Raw genomic sequence first — 17,508 nt, forward strand, 5'->3', positions numbered from 1 at the left:
TTCTTAGTTTGCTGCCACCACCATATTTGAATAATACTTGCTGATAACATTACACGGTGGTTAATTCCTACGTTATAAACTCTTTATAATCCGACAATAAAACAAATTGTAAACTAGGTTAATTGATTGTTACCAGATATTGTGCCTATAATAGCACATAGCTAGGTGATGTATCGTTTAACCCCATTAAGGATTGACCAATGAATATTAAAAAATCTATAACATTGGCTGTGATGACAGCGTTGTCTACTATACCGTGGCAGAGCACCGCAAACGATGTATGGCAACAGTCAATTTCATATACCGCTGGCAGTGAAGTATGCTTTGCAAGCACGCTATACAAAGCACGTTGGTGGGCCAATCCAGGTGAAGAACCAGGCTCATCACAATGGGGGGCATGGGTTGCGAAAGCTGACTCAACTGTATGCGATAATACTGTTTCCCCGCCTGTTGAGCCACCGGTCGATCCCGTAGACCCACCAGTTGAACCAATTGATCCTCCAGTAGAGCCCATAGATCCACCGATTCAGCCACCGGCAGAACCGCCAGTGACACCGCCATCAGGTGACCCATACGAAACAGGCGTTACAAAAAATCCCGCTGGCGGTTATTTTATTAACCCTGCATTAGTGGCAAACACCGAGCTTGAAAAAACATCTTCGCCATTATTTAGCAAAGTAAAAAATACGATTCGTAAGCTTGATAATGCAAGTGTTGAATCTGTAACCCCACTAAGAGCAGCTAACCCTCGCAATGTTAAGCGCTTAGAAGCGATATTAGATCAAGCCAGTTTTGAGTTTTTATTTGCTCAACGTGCACCTGAATATACCTATCGTAAGTTTTTACAAGCGGTGGCAAAGTTTCCTGCTTTTTGTGATGATTATGATTCAGAGCAACAAGCCGAGGCAGTGTGCCGTAAAGCACTGGCAACTATGTTTGCTCATTTTACCCAAGAAACAGGTGGCCACGATCCGCATTCGGCCATTCCACAATGGCGCCAAGGCTTATACTTTATACGTGAAGCTGGCTGTAGCGAAACCAGCGCAGGTTGTGGTTATAACAACTCATGCGGACCCTCAACATGGCAAGGACAAACATGGCCATGTGGTACTGACGAGCAAGGGTTATATTTAAAATATTTTGGCCGTGGTGCAAAACAATTATCGTACAATTATAATTATGGCCCATTTTCAGACGCGATGTTTGGCGACGTAAATGTACTACTTAATAACCCTGAGTTAGTAGCTGATACGTGGCTTAATTTAGCCTCTGCCGTATTTTTCTTTGTGTATCCCCAGCCACCAAAACCAGACATGATGTCGGTTGTTGACGGCTCATGGGTACCAAATGAAGCAGATATCGCTCGCGGTATTAGCCCAGGTTTTGGTGCTACAATTAATATTATTAATGGCGGTATTGAATGTGGCCACGGCTACGACAAACCACAAGCACTTAACCGTATTGCATATTACGAGCAATTTGCAGCGTACTTAAATGTACCTATTGATAATAATGAAGTGCTCAATTGCAGCAACCAAGACAGCTTTACAAATGATGGCTCAGGTGCGCTTAACATTCATTGGAGCGAGGATTGGAGCTGGAAACAATACCGACCAGATGGTAAAAGCTTTGAATGCAAATTAGTGCCTTATCAAACACCTTATTTTGCCCTAAGTGAAGGTGCTTACAAACGCTGTGTAGAAGAGAAATTTAACGCAACAGTAGAATAACGCAAGATTAAATAACAGCCTTGGCGCATAAGGAGCCGGCTAAGGCTGTTATTACTTGAGCTCAATTTAGGTTACTTATAAACGCTGTTTTGATTTACTCTCCAACAAAATAAAACTTAACCCGATTAACGGTATATTCGTTGTTACTGGGTTAAACGCGCCAACAAGTAATTGTGGCTGTAAAACAATAACAAAAAATAACAACCCAATTAATCCTACAATATTGAGCCAGACGACTGTTCGGTTTTTATAAAACAAAATAAAAATTAAGCCAAATACCAGCTCACCAACACCCGCTGCTTTTGTTATTAAATAAGAAATTTCATCCGAAAAACCAAGACTTGCTGTCATCATTTTTTCAATCGGATCAATGTGTAACAATTTTGGAAATAGTCCATGATAGAGCCAGCTAAACCCTATAATAAATCGGGCAATTTGTGTTAATGACATCTAATAACTCCATATGCTTTTAGTCAGATAATCCCTACTACATTAAATGAGTGTACTGTTATACCCAAGCCACCTCAAGATGCAGTTTCAGTTGGCGTTAAAAGGGACGGACAAAGTAACGCCATGGTATTAAGCTCCTTTGAAACGCTGAATTCTACTATGAAATAACTCAAACATTGAGCGATGATTATTCATAACCATAAATTTTTATATCTAAACGGGATGTTAACTGCAGTTGCAGTATGAGAAGGAGGAATTTTTATAGAGTTAAATTATCTTATATAAAGAGTAAATAGCGCAGTACCAACACTGCGCTATTTAAATCATGCTATATAACCGTTAAACGTTTAAAACGTGTATTTGCAACCAATAGGCAAAATGCACCTAACGCAAGTAACAACATCACGCCGTAGTGTACGCCTTGCAACTGAGCCGGCTGTATTTGCTGTGAAGGTTTAAATAATGGAAAACGTTCAATGTCTTCGGACGTGATCGCTGTATCATTAAATAAATAAGGGTATATAAATTCTCTAATTTGTTGATGGTAAGCGCTCACCTGCAACAAGTAAGCTCGTTGACCCTGTGCATCACTGCCAGCTAATTGATCAAGCGCTTGTTGATACAACAAATTAGGCGAAAGCCAGCTCACTAACGCTAAGTTACTCGAGCGCGCTTGTTGTTGAGTTAAATGATCTTGCCAATGCTGCTCAACTGCAAGGTCGCTAAGTTGTTGCATCGCATAATACCACTTCCAATGAAAGCGTCCGCTAAACTGTGTTTTTTCGCTGTACTGCGGGTATTGCTCAACAAAGCGTTGCAATGAGTCTTGCATATCTTGATCCCAACCATCATTTAAAATTAAACGTTGCTCTATGCTGGCTTTTAGTGCGGGCTGCTCATTAAATTGTTGGTTAAGCACAAGATGAATAACACCAGGAATTAACACAGCAAACCCTAGCCACACGCTAATAAATGCCAAACTATTAAACAAGCCGTTCATATTAAAACTAATGATCAAAGTGGCTACTAAAAACCAAAAAGCACAATAGACAAGGCTGAGTCCTAAGGCTTGTATAAATAGTCCATCAAACGGTAATGAAAGTAGCATTGCTGCAACTAAAAACAGTAAAACAATGATCCCTGCGACTAAATAAAAACGCAGTAACAAAGCGCGGATAATGCTTTTCACAGCCGCATTACCTGCAAAGGCACTGAGCAATCTAAAACGCCCCGATTGACGCTCATCGCTGAGTAAATTAACGCACAATACACCAATCAAAATTGGCAGCATGTAGGCTAATACGAACCCTAAATCAAAACCGCCAGCACGGTATTTCTCAGGGTTGATCACCTCTTTGTTATAAATTTGCCCCTGTAACGCCAAAGCATTGACCTTCATCGCCGCGAGGCTATTTTGACTTTGCCCTACAAACAAAGCAGCCCAAGGTGAAAGCTGCCATTGAGTAGGTGCTTTTGCGTAATAAGCAAGAGAGCCAATTTCAGGTAGCGACTCACGTGCTTTTATATGCTCTCGCTCTTTATCAAACACCACTTGCGCTATGATTTGATCTTTACGCACCTGTTTGTAACCTTGTGCGCCTAAATAAATCGCTAGTAAAGCACTGACAAAAAAGACCAATAAACTTATTTGATTTGCACGCGGTGATAGTAAACGCTTTAATTCAAACTTAAGCATGGATAAATGCCCTCCGTTGCACACTCGGTGTTACAAGCACACCGAGTAATAAAGTAATGACCGCTACAAAAGCCAGTATTGCCGTTAAGCTATTGCTTAATGACCAACTTAAACTTGCTGGCTGATAGTGAAACTCAGGGAAATCTTGCCATAAAGATGCAGATACGCGCTGCTCACGGTCATTATGATGGTCAATCTCTTGTGTGTGTATTGTATTTAAACGTTGAATACGTTCAAAACGATGTTGCTCAGCTTGCTGCTCAAATGAAAAGAAATGTCGGCTATCGGCACCACTTATCGCCATTGATAAATCGCGTACGGCTAAGTAAGGATTAAGCCAATAAAAGTAACCAATAAACTCACGCTGTGCTGCAAATTGATCAAGCTGTGTTTGGTAGTGACGTTGATAAATTTCAGCACTAATTCGCTCACCTTCTTGCATTATTAAGCCACCATAATTAACAGGGAGTTGCTCAATGGTATCAACGCCATATTGAGTTAATATTCGCTGTTTAAACTCATTAAAGTGTGGGTCGTTCGGATTATGGCTATCGCCAACTTTACGAATGTCTGTTTGCACTTTTAACGCCAGCATATTACGGCTTTTATGCGGGTGTAATTGTTGGGCAATATCAGCAAGTGTTCTCGGCGCTAATACTAATAGCACAAACCACACGGTAATTAACGCTGTTAAGCTGTGTTTTGGCATACGGGTTAAGCTAGAAACGAGTAAAATGACACAAACCCAAAATAAGCAGTACCCTAAATACAGTAAAAACAACAAGCCAATACGAAGCAGCACTTCAGCACTTAGCACTGCATCAGCCAGCGCACTTATCATTATCGAGGCAATAAATACCGGCAGTAAAAACCCAATACTAAGCAGTAAATAAGCAAATCCCTTACCAAGGAGTAAATGATTAAATTTAACGCCAATGGCCAACAATTGCTTTAAAGTCCCTTTTTGCTGGTCGCCGCTAATGCATGAGAAACCTAATGCTATTAACAGTAACGGCCAAACAAACAGTAATAAATTAGCAACCGAAAGCTCAGAAAAACGCAGCAAGCTTGCCTGGCTATCATTGGCAAAGTTAGCGCTATTTTGTTTATGTGCTTCTAAAAAAACACTGTTACCCACCCAATTATTCACACCAATGTCAAAATAGCTCAACGCGCTGGGCGGGCGAAATGCAAAGTGACCAAAGTGCGCTACTCGGTGCGGGTGGCGATCGGGTTGAGCTAACCATTGCTGCTCTACCATATGTTGTGAGCTAATTTGTAAACTGCTACTTTGTTGGTATTGCTGCCAACTTGTTACCAACGCCACCGCGAGCAGTACTTGCATGAGTGCAAATAACAACCACAATGTGCGATTTTTTACTTTTTGTTTTAGCTCGTGCTTGCACACTTGCCAACTAATAAAATGAGACATAGTAATTCCTTTTAAAATCGATACGACACGCTAAAGTTAATCGCACGCCCATCGGTAGGAGAGTGAATTGTTTCATCACCCACTAAGTAAACATAATCTGAGTAGCTATCAAATAGGTTATTGATCCGCAGCCCAGCATTTCCCCAGCCCAAATCATAATCAAAGGCTAAATCAACTAGTTTATAATCACCGTATTGCTTATCTTGGATAACATTACTGACATAGTAATCACCTTGAAAATGACCAAACAACGACACTTTAAGTTTGTTAACCGGACGGTAGATGATCCCTGCCGTTGCAGTAAACTCAGGCACGCCTAATAACCAATTACCTTTTTGAGCAATTTTTGCTTCACCGGGTTCGACCAATTTTGCTTCTTGACGGGTATACGATGCAAAGCCAGACCACTGCGTATTGATATCAGCGCTCAATGCGAGATCCCAGCCTTTACGTTTGGTTTCGCCGATGTTTTCAAACCCACCTGAACCATCCGTTTTTGGCGTTAACTCGTCTTTGGCGTCTTGCTGCCAAACTGATAAGCGCGTATTTAACCAATCAAATAACTGCCATTTTGCACCCGTTTCAAATCCATAGTTTTTAGAGAAATCAAACCCTGAGCTTTGCTCATTTATATAGGCTTTGCTGCCTGTAGGTGCTTGGAAACTCACACCATAATTAGCAAACAGATTTAGTCTATCGGTCATCTCGTAAAGCACATTAAACTTAGGCTGAAGGGTAATACCCTCATCATTTATGGTTTTGTATTGCTCGCTTATGCCATCGAACAAATCACCACTGAAGCCATCAAAGCGTAAGCCACCACTAATGAGTAAACGCTCACCTCTGTACTGTAACTGAGTAAAACCGCCATAATTGTTATAGTCAAAATCCCAATTTCTAAATTGCTTTTGGCGTACTTTCGTTACCGTTACAAAACGTTCATTACTGTTATCTTGCGCTTGATAATCAAGACCCATACTGAGTAACCAAGTAGGGCTAAACGTTGCACTTAATGTAGCTACTGCTCCGTATTGACGATCTTTTTCTAGGCGTTCTTGCTGAGCTGAAGATGCTGTGTACTGTAAATAACGATGACGATCAAATTGTTGTATGTAGCTTTTAACACTCAACTGCCATACAGGGTCAAACGCATGATCTAAATGCATACTTAAATGACGTGTTTGTTTATCGCCACTGTCGTTTTGTGCGTAATCGGCAGATTGAGTGGAGTCACGATGCGCTTCTTGCTCAGTTAGGTAACCCGGGGCATCAGCTTCATAGTCAAAGTAACGTGCAATAACACCAAGCTCTGTATTATTGCTTGGTTGGTAGAACCACTTTCCTGAAAAAGTATGTTTTTCAAGGGCGCTATGATCTCGATAGCCTTTAGTATCACGCACGCCTATAAAATAATGCTGAGAAAAACCATTATTTACATCGCCAAAATACCCTTGTGCTTCATAGGTATCAAAACTACCAGCCAAAAATTCAACTTCCTTTGCGTCATCACGACGGCTGGTCATATTAATATTACCTGCTAAGTTATGCAGGCCATAACGCGCATCTTGGTTGCCTTTAACCACTTCGATAGACTCCACTTCCATCGGAAATAAAGCATCCATTTCGCCTAAACCAACATGTAAGTTGCTCGGTATGCCATCAATTAACAGTTTGGTATGTGGCATCGACCCTTCACCATTAAAGCCACGCATGGCGACGTCTGTTGATACGACACCTTGATTAAAGCGCGAGAAATACACACCAGGTATTTTAGTGAATAAATCCACAGTGATATTTACATGCTCATTTTGTAATTGATCACGATTAACTACATCAACAGAGCCCACTAACTGAACATCTTTAGCGCCATTACTTTGACCATGAACCTCGATCACATCACCAATAAATAATGTTGAATCTTTATTTTGCTCATCATCAGCAAAGGCAATCGTTGAGAAGCTCAAGCAGCTTAATAAAGCAATATTAATTGGCGAAATACGGGTACTACACATGATTGTTATCCTATTTTTTATACGAGTTCAGGTTCTGACGATTTAATATTTTTTGACTGTGCTTGCTGTGGTAATTCATCACCGCTAATAATGTGGTGGTAGTTAGCTTCAAGGTCATCGAGCGAAAGATTTTTATTATCAAGTAAAGTGCGTAGTTGACCCTGTTTCATAATGCCTATTTGTGTTGCGAGACAATGAGCGCAATACAAATCATGGGTAACCATTAAAATTGCGGCGCCGCGCTGAGCAAGTAAATCAATAATTTTAATAAATTCACGCGTGGCACTTGGATCAAGCCCTGATGTCGGCTCATCAAGCAGTAGTACTTTGGCTTTACGTAAAATAGCAAATGCAATACCCACCTTTTGGCGCATACCTTTTGAGTAGCTGCTTAGAGGGTTTTTCCATGCACTTTGTTGCAAACCTGTTTGGGTAAGCGCCGCTGCAATTTCTTCATTTGTGGTCGATTGCTTTGTAAGTGAGGCGAGGTAGTGCAGATTTTCTATTGCATCAAACTCTTCGAATAAATTTACTTGCTCTGGTAAATAAACTAATTTTTGCTTACTTTTTTCAGGCTCTAATTGCACATCAATACTATCGATTGTCATGCGCCCGGAGTCAGGTTCAATAAAGTTTAACAGTAAATTTAAAGTGGTACTTTTACCTGCACCGTTTGCACCTAATAAACACGTAACTTGCCCTGCAGGTACAGATAAACATAAATCATTTAGTGCGTGGTTATCGCCGAACGATTTACTTAAATGGCTAATTTCAATCATTACATAATCCCTATTGCATTATTTTGATATAACATAACTTTTGTTATGTTATATCAAAATCACATTTTCAACAATAAGAGTTATTCTCAAATTAGATTTAAGCAAAAGAGGCTCGCTAAGCTAAGGTCATTACCTCAGCATAAAGAGCCTCTTAACCCAAATTATGGTTAGAAATTAAGTAAATTGGCGGGTGAATATTGATCCGTGAGTACTTTTGTATCACTTGGCCAGTCTTGGTTGTTTTTAGTTGAGCGCATGCCTTTGCTCACAGCATCAATATCTATACTATATGGGGCTAATAACGGCGCTAATTTTTTTACTCGCTCAGTAAGGTGTTCTTTAGTCGGGGCTTTGTTAAACCCGGCTAAAATGATCCGATTACTCTTTTTAGCCGTCGTTACATTAATAAAATCACCAAATACCGCATGATATGTAGCTGATTCATGTTCATATAATTTGCTTGATGAAAAGGTATTAGCCGCAACAATTCCTCCCTCAGCTAAAACACTTTTTATCTCTTCAAAAAACTCTTTTGTGAGTAAATGCTCAGGAATGTAGTCGCCATTAAAGGCATCAAGAATGATCCAATCAAACGTTTGTTTTTTAAGTGCCGCACGTTTTATAAAAATACGGCCATCTTGCACCTTTGAAGTTACTTTTTCGCTTTCTTTAAAATCAAAATAATCCCGCGCAACTTTTATCACTGCAGGGTCAATTTCAACATTTTTTATTGTCGCTTGCGGGTAAAGCTCATGAATTACATTTGATAATGTACCGCCGCCGAGGCCGATAATTAACACATTTTTTGGGTTATCGATCATCAATAAGCTGGCAAACGTTAATTTCGTATAGTTAAACACCAACTTTTTCGGTTTGCTTTTATACATACAACTTTGGCTACTTTGACGTGTTTTTTCGTCAAATTTTAAGCAACGTAAATCACCTGTTTCTTCCACTAAAATATTACGATAAAGCGAGCGCTCGCTGTGAATAACCTTTGCAATGCTCGCATTTGAAAATAATGTTACACCAACAAGTAGCAAACAACGAACCGTTAGCTTACGCATAGACAGGCTCCTTTATTGTTAGCTTATCAAGTGCAATAGCGAATAACCCAAGGCAACCAATAAATGAAGCAAATCCAATGATAATGGCATTAACGTCAAATGCTAACACCATATAAAATGAAGTAATAATTGTGCCCAACGCACTGCCTAATGTGCTAACAAAGTACAAACCGCCAGCCACTTGACCACTGTGCTCACTGTCGGTGACCAATAAGCGAACGGAGTAGGGCGAGATCATACCTAAAATAATCGTGGGAATAAAAAACAGCGCTGTTGATGCTAACAACGAGCCATAGCGGCTATCTTCAACGTGCGTAAAAATAAACGCCATAATTGGTTGAGCAAACAATGCGATAGGAAGTATGGCAATACTGGCGAGTAAAAAGATTAAGCCGTATTTTGTTAAAGAGGGTCGTTTAATCGATAACTTACCACCAAGCAAATAGCCAAACGATAAGCTCAGCATAAATACTGTAATAATACTGCCCCAAATATGCACACTACTACCAAAAAAAGGCGCTAAAATTCGTCCCCCTAGAAGCTCAATTCCCATGATACTAAAGCCGCTACTAAAGGCTAAAAAATAGATAAGTCCATTGGTTTTATTTAACATTCATTTTAGTTCTTGTTGTTTAATGTTTAAACCATCTTAACGTGATGAAGAGCCATAGGCTAGACTTAGCCGATTAATTTATGAGCTGTAAACCCCATTTACAGCTCATAAATAAAAAGCCCATATACTTTAATTTGTAGGGTATGATTTAACTAGGTCGTATTTTACGAGCAAATACGTATTAAAAATAATAAGGACATTTATGAAAAGAGGTGGCGCGTTATTTGGTGGTGTGTTTTTTTTAGCTGGGTTTGCTGTTTTTTATTTTACGGTGTTATCGCCTGTAATTGACGCAGCTAAAATGCAATTTTGGCATGTGGCACAAGCACAATTAATCAGTGCTGATGTGTCCAGCTTTGAATCACGTGATAATGAAGGCCATTACACCACATTGTATAAGCTTGATATGCAATATAAATATCAAGTCGATGGACAAGAGTACATTGGTTATCGGCCTCAGGTTAACAACCAGAGTAACAGTGACAGTAGCCGCGCATATTCACTCCTTGGTCAAGCCCGAACTGAGCAAAACTCATCTGGCGGGTTAATGATTTGGTATAACCCAAATGACGTTAGTGAATCCGTATATGATCGCTCTTTAAGTGTTAAGTTCCTGCTGCTTATGTCACTTTTTAGCGGTATATTTATGGCTGTAGGCATAGGTGTTTTTATTTATACCGGCTCTCAATCAGCACAGCCGCTAACAAACGTCGATGAAAAAAAACCATGGACGACCCGAACACAATGGGCGTCACCCGTTATTTATTCTGGTGCTAAAAAAAGTGTTAAATATGCTTGGTACTTTGCGCTTTTAGGCTGCTTATTTAGCGGGGCATTTTCTGTAGGCTTATATGGCGGCAATACATTCACTACGGTGCTTGCTGCATTGTTCTTAGTTTTACCTTTGTGGTTAATTATTCGGGCAAGAAAAATTCAAAAACAATGGTTACATTTTAAAGAAGTGCCATTGACCATTAATCCTTACCCAGGTGTGATTGGCGGTAAAGTGAAAGGCAGCTTAACTATTCCCGGTCAAACAAGTACAGCCACGACGTTTACAGCAACATTAAAATGCACCGAACATTTAACCAAACGCAGTGGCACTGAAAGAAAATCGAGTCGCTGTATCGTTTTTTCAGTAGAAAAAGACCTTACACCTAGAACAAGCGCTAAAGGCGCAGGCCTTGATTTTAGTTTTGATGTACCCCCAGGACAGCCTCAATCAAGCACGCCAAGTAAGCGCTACCATGAGTGGGCATTGGTTATTCAAGGCGAGATTGATGGACATAGTTTTGACCGTGAATATATCATCCCCGTATTTGTGACAGCGCAAAGTGTATCGGTGGAGCAAGAATTAAAAAATCAGCCATTAACGCCAACCGAACAATCAGCAATGCATGCGCGCTTAACGATTGATGAAGATACCACGACACAAGCACTGACCCTGCAAACGCCAGGCGCTAAAGAGTGCCTGTTTATTATAGCCCTAGGGGCGATATTTTTTATTGTTGGGGTGTTAATTGCAACTTTAAATGGCTCTTTTTTTGGTATTGTATTCTCCGCGATGAGCTGCCTATTTTTAGCTTTAGGCATTTGGGGCTACGGGCGAAACTGCAAAATTAAAGTCAGCAGAAATAGCTTGCAACTGGATGTTTACTTCTTCTCTAAGCATGTACAGGCATTATCATTTACAGCGTCTGAGATAAAAGATATTGACGCTTTTGTATCATCAAAAGTCCAAACCAGCGGCAAACAATCCAGTGAGAAGTTTTCACTGCACTTGATAACACACTCAAACAAAACGATTAACCTAGGCGGAGATTTCAAAACAATAAAAAATGCCTTACACCTGAAACAAAAAATAGAACGCATTTTAGGCTGTCGCTTTGCTAAAAATAGCGACTAGTACCAATAAATCAGCATGGCTTTAATTAAACGAATATAAACCTCCCTCCAGATAGCTTAATTGGCTGATCTGGCGGGAGTAAATGGGTAAACTACCTCCCCATTTAAGCAATACCCACAACATACTATGACAAAAATTACGCTACTGACTTTTACTTATATATTGCTCCACTCTTTTAACGCTCACAGTAACCAAATGTACAATCTTGATGGTTTAACTGAAATACAGTCCGCATCAGGTTATTTACCAGCCATTGTGCAGCAGAACGTAAATGTAAGAACATCCCCAAACAGAAGTAGCAATAAACTGGGTTTGTTAGCAGGTGGAACGACTGTGCAGGCTGAGTTTTCATTAGATTCTGATTGGGCTAAAGTTTACTTTGATAACCAAAATGCATATATACATAAGTCAGCACTGATAAAGCAACAATACAAAGCAGATATACACTACTCAATTAAAAGTAATGAAAGCGCTGTATTCTCGATGTCAGGATGGCATTACCCACACTTACCTGGCAGTTACTTCCTAAATTATCAAAGTAACAAATTTGGACACGCGAGCTTTGGACCATTAGCGGGCAGTGGTATCTCAGAGATTGATACCAAATTATTTAAAATCAAACACCCTGATACTAACGCCTACTTAATAACAACCCATATATCTGGGAGTCGAAGCTACTATACTTCTTATTTAGCAATTGTGAATAAGCTCAAGCTGACTGTTTTTCAACTTCCAACCCACACCACAACTGATCAAATAAACTATAGCATTGAAGACGGGCGTCTAGCATTTACTGGTAAGTCATTTCATTCTTGCTGTGATTACGATGCTTTAACAGCCAACATAAATCTCGAGACCTTAAGTTATACCGCAACCCAGCAAACTTACACATTAAATGACAGCGGTGAAACAAAGGCTCCTGCACCTGAAAATATACCACTGACCATTAATGAAATTAAATTAGCAAAATCAACAGGTTTATAATGTAATTCAAACGGGCGCTAATAATCTTCGCGCCCTTTTAGCTCACTAAAATCGCTCATTATCCATTTTTTATAACCTGCTCTGGTTTTTAAATGCATGTGCCACTTTTCAACATGTGGTGGTAAAGTGAACGTTAATCCCTGTGATATTAAACGGTAAATTATCGCGCCAACACAAATATCAGCAAGAGTAATTTTTGATCCTGCCAAATAAGTAGATTGTCTAAGCTGTTGCTCAACAAGTGCTAAACAGTTATTACACGCCAGTAAATCTTGATTTACTTTATCCATACAACGTTTACTCGCAGGGGTGCGATAATACCCCCAAAAAGTGCCCATAAAAGCTGGCTGAAACGTCACTTGTGACCAGTCCAACCAGCGCTCATACAAAGAGCGCTCAAAAGGGGAGAGAGAATACCAATCATCGGCCCCATAACTAGCTGCTAAGTAGCGCAGTATAGTGTGCGACTCCCAAATGATATTACCACCATCGATTAACACCGGGACTTTTTGCATTGGATTTAATACTATAAACTCAGTGCTATCAAGACCCCCAAAACGCCCGCCCACTTCAATGTGTTCATAATCCAAAGCAAGCTCATCAAGAAACCATAAAACTTTTTGCACATTAAAAGAGGTTGTTCTACCATAAATTTTCATCAAACATCCTTTTGTTTTTAAATAACCTAAATATTGGCTAAGAGGTTTAGCGGCATATTAATTTATTATCCAAATTCAGGTTAAACATAATCAGCAAGGCTTAAGCCTTCTTTTTTACAGACCTTAATTATTGCATCTCGTTTAGCTAAGCGGCGTAAATAAAGGCCAAGGTGCTTAAAAGCAAGCGGTGGCTGTTTAAATTCATCCGCCCATATGGCGAGCATAAATAAATAAAAGTCACACACTGTAAGTTGCTCGCCAACCAAAAATTTTTTATCTGCCAGCTCTGTATCCAAGAGCCCAAGCATGGCCGTTATTCGGCTTTCTTGAGTAGCAGTAATATTTGCAATTGCATCAACGTTATTAGTATGGTTTTGCGGGTAAAAATGCACCATAAGTTCAGCTTGCAGGGTGTTTGTTAGATACATGATCCATTGTAAAAATAGCGCGCGTTCTGGTTCACCAACTTGAGGGATTAATTTATTCTTTGGATTTGATTCAGCTAAATGAATACAGATTGCAGCGCTTTCAAATAGCACGCTTTCATCATCAACTAAAGTAGGTATTCGCCCAGCAGGGTTTAAGGCTAAATAGTTTTTTGCTTTGTGCGCATTGGTTTTTCGATCAACCAGCACGAGTTCAAAATCGGCGTTGAGTTCTTCAAGTACAAAGTGAGGGGCCATACTGGCGTTCAGCGGGTAGTAAAAGAGTTTATACATGAAAAATGGCATCCATTCGCTGTTATTTTTAGGCAGCTAATTTTACCTTAAAAATGTACAAAAAGGCTATTTAAACAGCTAATTGTGTTTAGCCAAAATACCATCATGATGTAACTCAGTTACCGCTAAAAATATTAAACCAAAAACGCAGCAACGTCGTGTCTCAAGTAATTTTGGTAGCCATATATTTTATATGGCTACAGCCTAAAAATGAATGTTAGACCTCTCATTTTGAACACCTACAACGAGCCATATACCAACACTAACTTTTATCATCGTAGATATAATCGCATGGGCGATACCACGTTAATCGCTCCGATGCGAGCGCCGAAATAATGCCATTAACAAAGCTTTGACCGCCGCCAATGGGGTTATATATACCTATGACCCTTGGTGTAATATGCATTTTATCATCATAGAGCAACGCTTTTATTGAACCAAGAGACAAAATGGAGTTTTGCACTGTTGTTCTATTTAATTCACTTGGCAACGGTAAATTAGCCGAAACTAGCTCTCCTGTAGCCCCGAGCGTTTGCACCACTAAAGTACCCGTTAAGTTGCCACTTTGTGCCTCAGCCGCTATTGCCGGCAATCCAGATAAATTAACTTTTCCATTTAATACATTAATAGTGGCTGTTAACCTTAGCCCTACACCTACATAAACGGGTAGGTTAACGACTTCATAGCCTTCCATTAATAGTTTTTCAGCTTGATCAATCCGCTGTTTTACGACTTTTTGATTTAGCTCAGATGATTTATTTTCCACAAACTGAATCGGCGGTTTATTAAAGAGGCTAACTGTTGGGTTTGGCTCTACACTGTATTTTGAAATAACCCGCATAGGAATATCTTCAAATAATTTTACCTGCTCATATGTTTCATATTTTGGCAGGGTGTATTTACCACCCCACCATTTAGTTTCAGGGATTTGACCTGATATTTCACGCTTAACTAAAAAACTGCCTTTTACTGTATCAGTATTCGCATAATCTATAATAACTTGGTATGACTTACCCTCAAACCCAACTGTTGATGGGCCAAAGCTCAGCCCACCATTAGCTGTAAATTCTGCTACAGCGAGGCGTACGGTTTGATCAGGAAATGCATGCCTTAAATCACGTAATACAGGTTGCCTAATTGATTTAAATAATTTTTCTTCTTCGCTAGGTGAGCAACTTGCCCCTAGTAACGTTTGCACAGGGAGAGGGTCAAAAGGAATATAACTATAGGATGTTTGCGTTTCAGCCAACGTTGCAGGTGTGTTAGTGGTCAAATTACAACCAGTGATAATTAGCGAGCTTAAGATTAGTGTAGCTGTTTTCATGGGCAGTCTCCGTTGCCAAGTAAAACCTAACTAACAGCTCAATAGCTAGGGCGGGGTTACAAAATAAAAAATAGATGAAGATTAAAAAATAAACAGTAAGAAATTTCCTAAATTTGCTATGAAATAACTCACACTATGGCTGCTTAGTAGGCTGCTGTATGCACATGAATAACCCTAAACTTAGGTTTTTAAAATGAATTTACAGGTGGGGTTATAAAAAGGGAATTATCATAACTACGAATAAGAAAGCGGTAAGCGCACATTCATGCACTTACCGCTGTAAATTTAACCAAGTAACGCTACTGCCTAAAACTAGGCATTAAAGCTGGGATCCCCGGTAATAAGCCAACCAATGCCATTACACCCGTTAATACTACAAACATAATTAATGGGATGATCCAACGACTCATAGGCGTTAATTCAGAGCTTCTTTCCTTACAGCCTATCAAACCTAAGTTATCCAGTAGCATGGTCAATGACCAACCAAACGCAGGGTTGACCAAGGTTGATGCAAATACCACGATAGCGGCTGATTGTGTTGTTTTGCCAACACGGGTCATTTCCATGCCCGCTTCAAGTAATGGTATAAAAACTCCCACTATGAGTGCAATACACAGTACCGGTTGCCAAATAGCAAGGTCCATTGGATAACCCCATAACCCTGCAACAATACAAAACAGAGCGGTTAAAATAGCCCCCGCTGGTATTGGGCGCTTTGCAATAGCCGCAGGGACAATGTATGTGCCCCACGACGAGGTAAAATTAGAGCCCCCTAAAAGTGAGCCAAATGTTTGCCTTACCGAGGCGCTAAGCATGGTATCGTCAATGTTCATTTGAACTTTTTCAGTACGTTGCGGATAGCTAATTTTTTGAAACACTTGATGCCCTAAAAAATCAGGAGACCACATAGCAACAGCAAGAATTGCAAATGGCAATACCACTATAAAGCTTTCAAGTGTAGGTAAACCGAGCATCCAACCAGTATTTTCACCCCACCAATACATAGGGTTCATGTTAGGTAAGCCCGGTGCTGTTTTAAATTCAAACGGTGCGCCTAATGCAAATGCCGTTAACCCACCTAATAGGCAACTAAGCGGGACTGCTAACCAGCGCTTTTTAAAGTGCTCTAATAACGCGTACAGTAAAATAGTTGCCAAAATAACGATGAAAGCAATATGGGTCATTTGAATTTCTTCCGCCCAAGCAAACAATTTTTTTACTTGTGAAATAGTGCCAATAAAACCTAAATAAAGTAATAACCCGCCACATACGCCTTTACTGGTGAGTCGAGCAAGTAAGCTCCCTCCTTTACTAAAAGCAAGGATCAACCCAAACGCACCAATGAGTAAGCCAAATGCCATTGGGTGTCCTCCCGCCGCAACGACGATTGGAATTAATGGAATTAGCGGCCCGTGTGTTCCCGCTAAATTGGCTGTAGGTAAAATAAAACCGGAAAACAAAATAATAAAGAAAGAAACAATCAGTAGCTCATAGCGTACGTTTTCTAAAATAAATGCGTCACTTAACCCGAGTTGACCAGCAAACGTAGCTGCAATGGCACCAACCATAACAACTTTACCTATTGTGCCTGCCATTGCTGGAATAGTGTCTTCAAATTCGAAGCGGTAATCTCTAAAAGGTAAATTAGGACGCCAGCGTTTTGGCTGCATAATTTGCAGTTCATGTTCGAGATATTCATCTCGGCTTTCAAATTCAGAACTAGGTTTGTGAAGATTTTCATAGCTATCGGTAACTGCTTTTTCACCCGGTCTCTTTTTCGCTTGAGCCTCATCGTGTGGCGTTGTGTTCATGGCTTCTCCTGCAACATAGTTGCTTACTCAAAATAAAAATACAGCTTTGTTTAAAGCAAATAAATATTGAGGTAGCAGAGTAAATCAGGCAGCAGATAATTGCGATTAGGCAAAAGGTCTTGCATGGTGAGCTTTTTGTTATTGAAAACATTTAATTTGAGGTTTTAAAATCTAAATGAAATTTAAAAATATTGTTTTAAATCAATTTACTATTATTAAACAAATGAATTAACACTTAAGTGTAAGTGATTATTTTACAAGCTAAAAACGTGTAATATCTTAGGTATACGCCTTTAGTCTAATAAAATCGCGAATTGCCCAGCTCA

14 protein-coding genes are annotated in these 17,508 nt (G+C 39.8%); 3 read left to right on the forward strand and 11 right to left on the reverse strand.

The window, feature by feature from the left end:
• Nucleotides 1–200: 200 nt before the first annotated feature.
• The gene (locus A7967_RS06820; RefSeq protein ID WP_054203940.1) at nucleotides 201–1,730 is read left to right on the forward strand and encodes a glycoside hydrolase family 19 protein; all 1,530 of its coding nucleotides are present in this window, start codon (nucleotides 201–203) and stop codon (nucleotides 1,728–1,730) included.
• A 75-nt stretch (nucleotides 1,731–1,805) separates the two neighbouring features.
• Here the strand turns inward: A7967_RS06820 and A7967_RS06825 are convergent, their stop codons facing one another.
• From A7967_RS06825 to A7967_RS06855, 7 genes are all read right to left on the reverse strand, one after another.
• Nucleotides 1,806–2,180, reverse strand: a complete 375-nt coding sequence (locus A7967_RS06825; RefSeq protein ID WP_054203939.1) for a DoxX-like family protein — start codon at nucleotides 2,178–2,180, stop codon at nucleotides 1,806–1,808.
• A 328-nt stretch (nucleotides 2,181–2,508) separates the two neighbouring features.
• Nucleotides 2,509–3,876, reverse strand: coding sequence for a DUF3526 domain-containing protein (locus A7967_RS06830; protein ID WP_054203938.1), 1,368 nt, complete (start codon nucleotides 3,874–3,876; stop codon nucleotides 2,509–2,511).
• Nucleotides 3,869–5,308, reverse strand: coding sequence for an ABC transporter permease (locus A7967_RS06835; RefSeq protein ID WP_054203937.1), 1,440 nt, complete (start codon nucleotides 5,306–5,308; stop codon nucleotides 3,869–3,871). The genes A7967_RS06830 and A7967_RS06835 overlap by 8 nt, the downstream gene beginning before the upstream one ends.
• 11 nt (nucleotides 5,309–5,319) lie before the next feature.
• A complete protein-coding gene (locus tag A7967_RS06840; protein WP_054203936.1) occupies nucleotides 5,320–7,320 on the reverse strand; it encodes a TonB-dependent receptor in 2,001 nt (666 codons plus the stop codon).
• A gap of 17 nt (nucleotides 7,321–7,337) precedes the next feature.
• The gene (locus A7967_RS06845; RefSeq protein WP_054203935.1) at nucleotides 7,338–8,099 is read right to left on the reverse strand and encodes an ABC transporter ATP-binding protein; all 762 of its coding nucleotides are present in this window, start codon (nucleotides 8,097–8,099) and stop codon (nucleotides 7,338–7,340) included.
• Between the two features lie 167 nt (nucleotides 8,100–8,266).
• On the reverse strand, nucleotides 8,267–9,166 hold the full coding sequence (locus A7967_RS06850) for a spermidine synthase (RefSeq protein WP_054203934.1): 900 nt from the start codon (nucleotides 9,164–9,166) through the stop codon (nucleotides 8,267–8,269).
• Nucleotides 9,159–9,779, reverse strand: coding sequence for a fused MFS/spermidine synthase (locus A7967_RS06855; RefSeq protein WP_054203933.1), 621 nt, complete (start codon nucleotides 9,777–9,779; stop codon nucleotides 9,159–9,161). The genes A7967_RS06850 and A7967_RS06855 overlap by 8 nt, the downstream gene beginning before the upstream one ends.
• A gap of 202 nt (nucleotides 9,780–9,981) precedes the next feature.
• Here A7967_RS06855 and A7967_RS06860 point away from each other — a divergent pair, with 202 nt between their 5' ends.
• Together A7967_RS06860 and A7967_RS06865 are read left to right on the forward strand one after the other, a co-directional pair.
• Nucleotides 9,982–11,685 carry a DUF3592 domain-containing protein gene (locus A7967_RS06860; protein WP_054203932.1) on the forward strand — a complete coding sequence of 568 codons (1,704 nt, stop codon included), beginning with the start codon at nucleotides 9,982–9,984 and terminating at the stop codon, nucleotides 11,683–11,685.
• 195 nt (nucleotides 11,686–11,880) lie between these two features.
• On the forward strand, nucleotides 11,881–12,669 hold the full coding sequence (locus A7967_RS06865; protein WP_157756405.1) for an SH3 domain-containing protein: 789 nt from the start codon (nucleotides 11,881–11,883) through the stop codon (nucleotides 12,667–12,669).
• Between the two features lie 17 nt (nucleotides 12,670–12,686).
• Here the strand turns inward: A7967_RS06865 and A7967_RS06870 are convergent, their stop codons facing one another.
• The 4 genes from A7967_RS06870 to A7967_RS06885 all read right to left on the reverse strand — a co-directional run bounded on the left by A7967_RS06870 (nucleotide 12,687) and on the right by A7967_RS06885 (nucleotide 17,182).
• Complete coding sequence (locus tag A7967_RS06870) at nucleotides 12,687–13,328, reverse strand: glutathione S-transferase family protein (RefSeq protein ID WP_054203930.1); 642 nt, start codon at nucleotides 13,326–13,328, stop codon at nucleotides 12,687–12,689.
• Between the two features lie 80 nt (nucleotides 13,329–13,408).
• Nucleotides 13,409–14,047, reverse strand: coding sequence for a glutathione S-transferase family protein (locus tag A7967_RS06875; protein ID WP_054203929.1), 639 nt, complete (start codon nucleotides 14,045–14,047; stop codon nucleotides 13,409–13,411).
• 262 nt (nucleotides 14,048–14,309) lie between these two features.
• Entirely contained in the window at nucleotides 14,310–15,371 is a 1,062-nt protein-coding gene (locus A7967_RS06880; RefSeq protein WP_064435561.1) for a hypothetical protein, read from the reverse strand.
• A gap of 299 nt (nucleotides 15,372–15,670) precedes the next feature.
• Nucleotides 15,671–17,182, reverse strand: a complete 1,512-nt coding sequence (locus tag A7967_RS06885; protein WP_064435562.1) for a DUF3360 family protein — start codon at nucleotides 17,180–17,182, stop codon at nucleotides 15,671–15,673.
• Between the last annotated feature and the right edge of the window lie 326 nt (nucleotides 17,183–17,508).

Source organism: Pseudoalteromonas neustonica (genome assembly GCF_001653135.1).
Taxonomy (GTDB): domain Bacteria; phylum Pseudomonadota; class Gammaproteobacteria; order Enterobacterales; family Alteromonadaceae; genus Pseudoalteromonas; species Pseudoalteromonas neustonica.

Bases quoted from the DNA above. Each gene is read 5' to 3' on its own strand.
- A7967_RS06820 (WP_054203940.1), top strand. From the start codon at position 201: ATGAATATTAAAAAATCTATAACATTGGCTGTGATGACAGCGTTGTCT.
- A7967_RS06875 (WP_054203929.1), bottom strand. From the start codon at position 14,047: ATGTATAAACTCTTTTACTACCCGCTGAACGCCAGTATGGCCCCTCAC.
- A7967_RS06845 (WP_054203935.1), bottom strand. From the start codon at position 8,099: ATGATTGAAATTAGCCATTTAAGTAAATCGTTCGGCGATAACCACGCA.
- A7967_RS06825 (WP_054203939.1), bottom strand. From the start codon at position 2,180: ATGTCATTAACACAAATTGCCCGATTTATTATAGGGTTTAGCTGGCTC.
- A7967_RS06840 (WP_054203936.1), bottom strand. From the start codon at position 7,320: ATGTGTAGTACCCGTATTTCGCCAATTAATATTGCTTTATTAAGCTGC.
- A7967_RS06860 (WP_054203932.1), top strand. From the start codon at position 9,982: ATGAAAAGAGGTGGCGCGTTATTTGGTGGTGTGTTTTTTTTAGCTGGG.
- A7967_RS06855 (WP_054203933.1), bottom strand. From the start codon at position 9,779: ATGTTAAATAAAACCAATGGACTTATCTATTTTTTAGCCTTTAGTAGC.
- A7967_RS06880 (WP_064435561.1), bottom strand. From the start codon at position 15,371: ATGAAAACAGCTACACTAATCTTAAGCTCGCTAATTATCACTGGTTGT.
- A7967_RS06835 (WP_054203937.1), bottom strand. From the start codon at position 5,308: ATGTCTCATTTTATTAGTTGGCAAGTGTGCAAGCACGAGCTAAAACAA.
- A7967_RS06885 (WP_064435562.1), bottom strand. From the start codon at position 17,182: ATGAACACAACGCCACACGATGAGGCTCAAGCGAAAAAGAGACCGGGT.
- A7967_RS06870 (WP_054203930.1), bottom strand. From the start codon at position 13,328: ATGAAAATTTATGGTAGAACAACCTCTTTTAATGTGCAAAAAGTTTTA.
- A7967_RS06830 (WP_054203938.1), bottom strand. From the start codon at position 3,876: ATGCTTAAGTTTGAATTAAAGCGTTTACTATCACCGCGTGCAAATCAA.
- A7967_RS06850 (WP_054203934.1), bottom strand. From the start codon at position 9,166: ATGCGTAAGCTAACGGTTCGTTGTTTGCTACTTGTTGGTGTAACATTA.
- A7967_RS06865 (WP_157756405.1), top strand. From the start codon at position 11,881: ATGTACAATCTTGATGGTTTAACTGAAATACAGTCCGCATCAGGTTAT.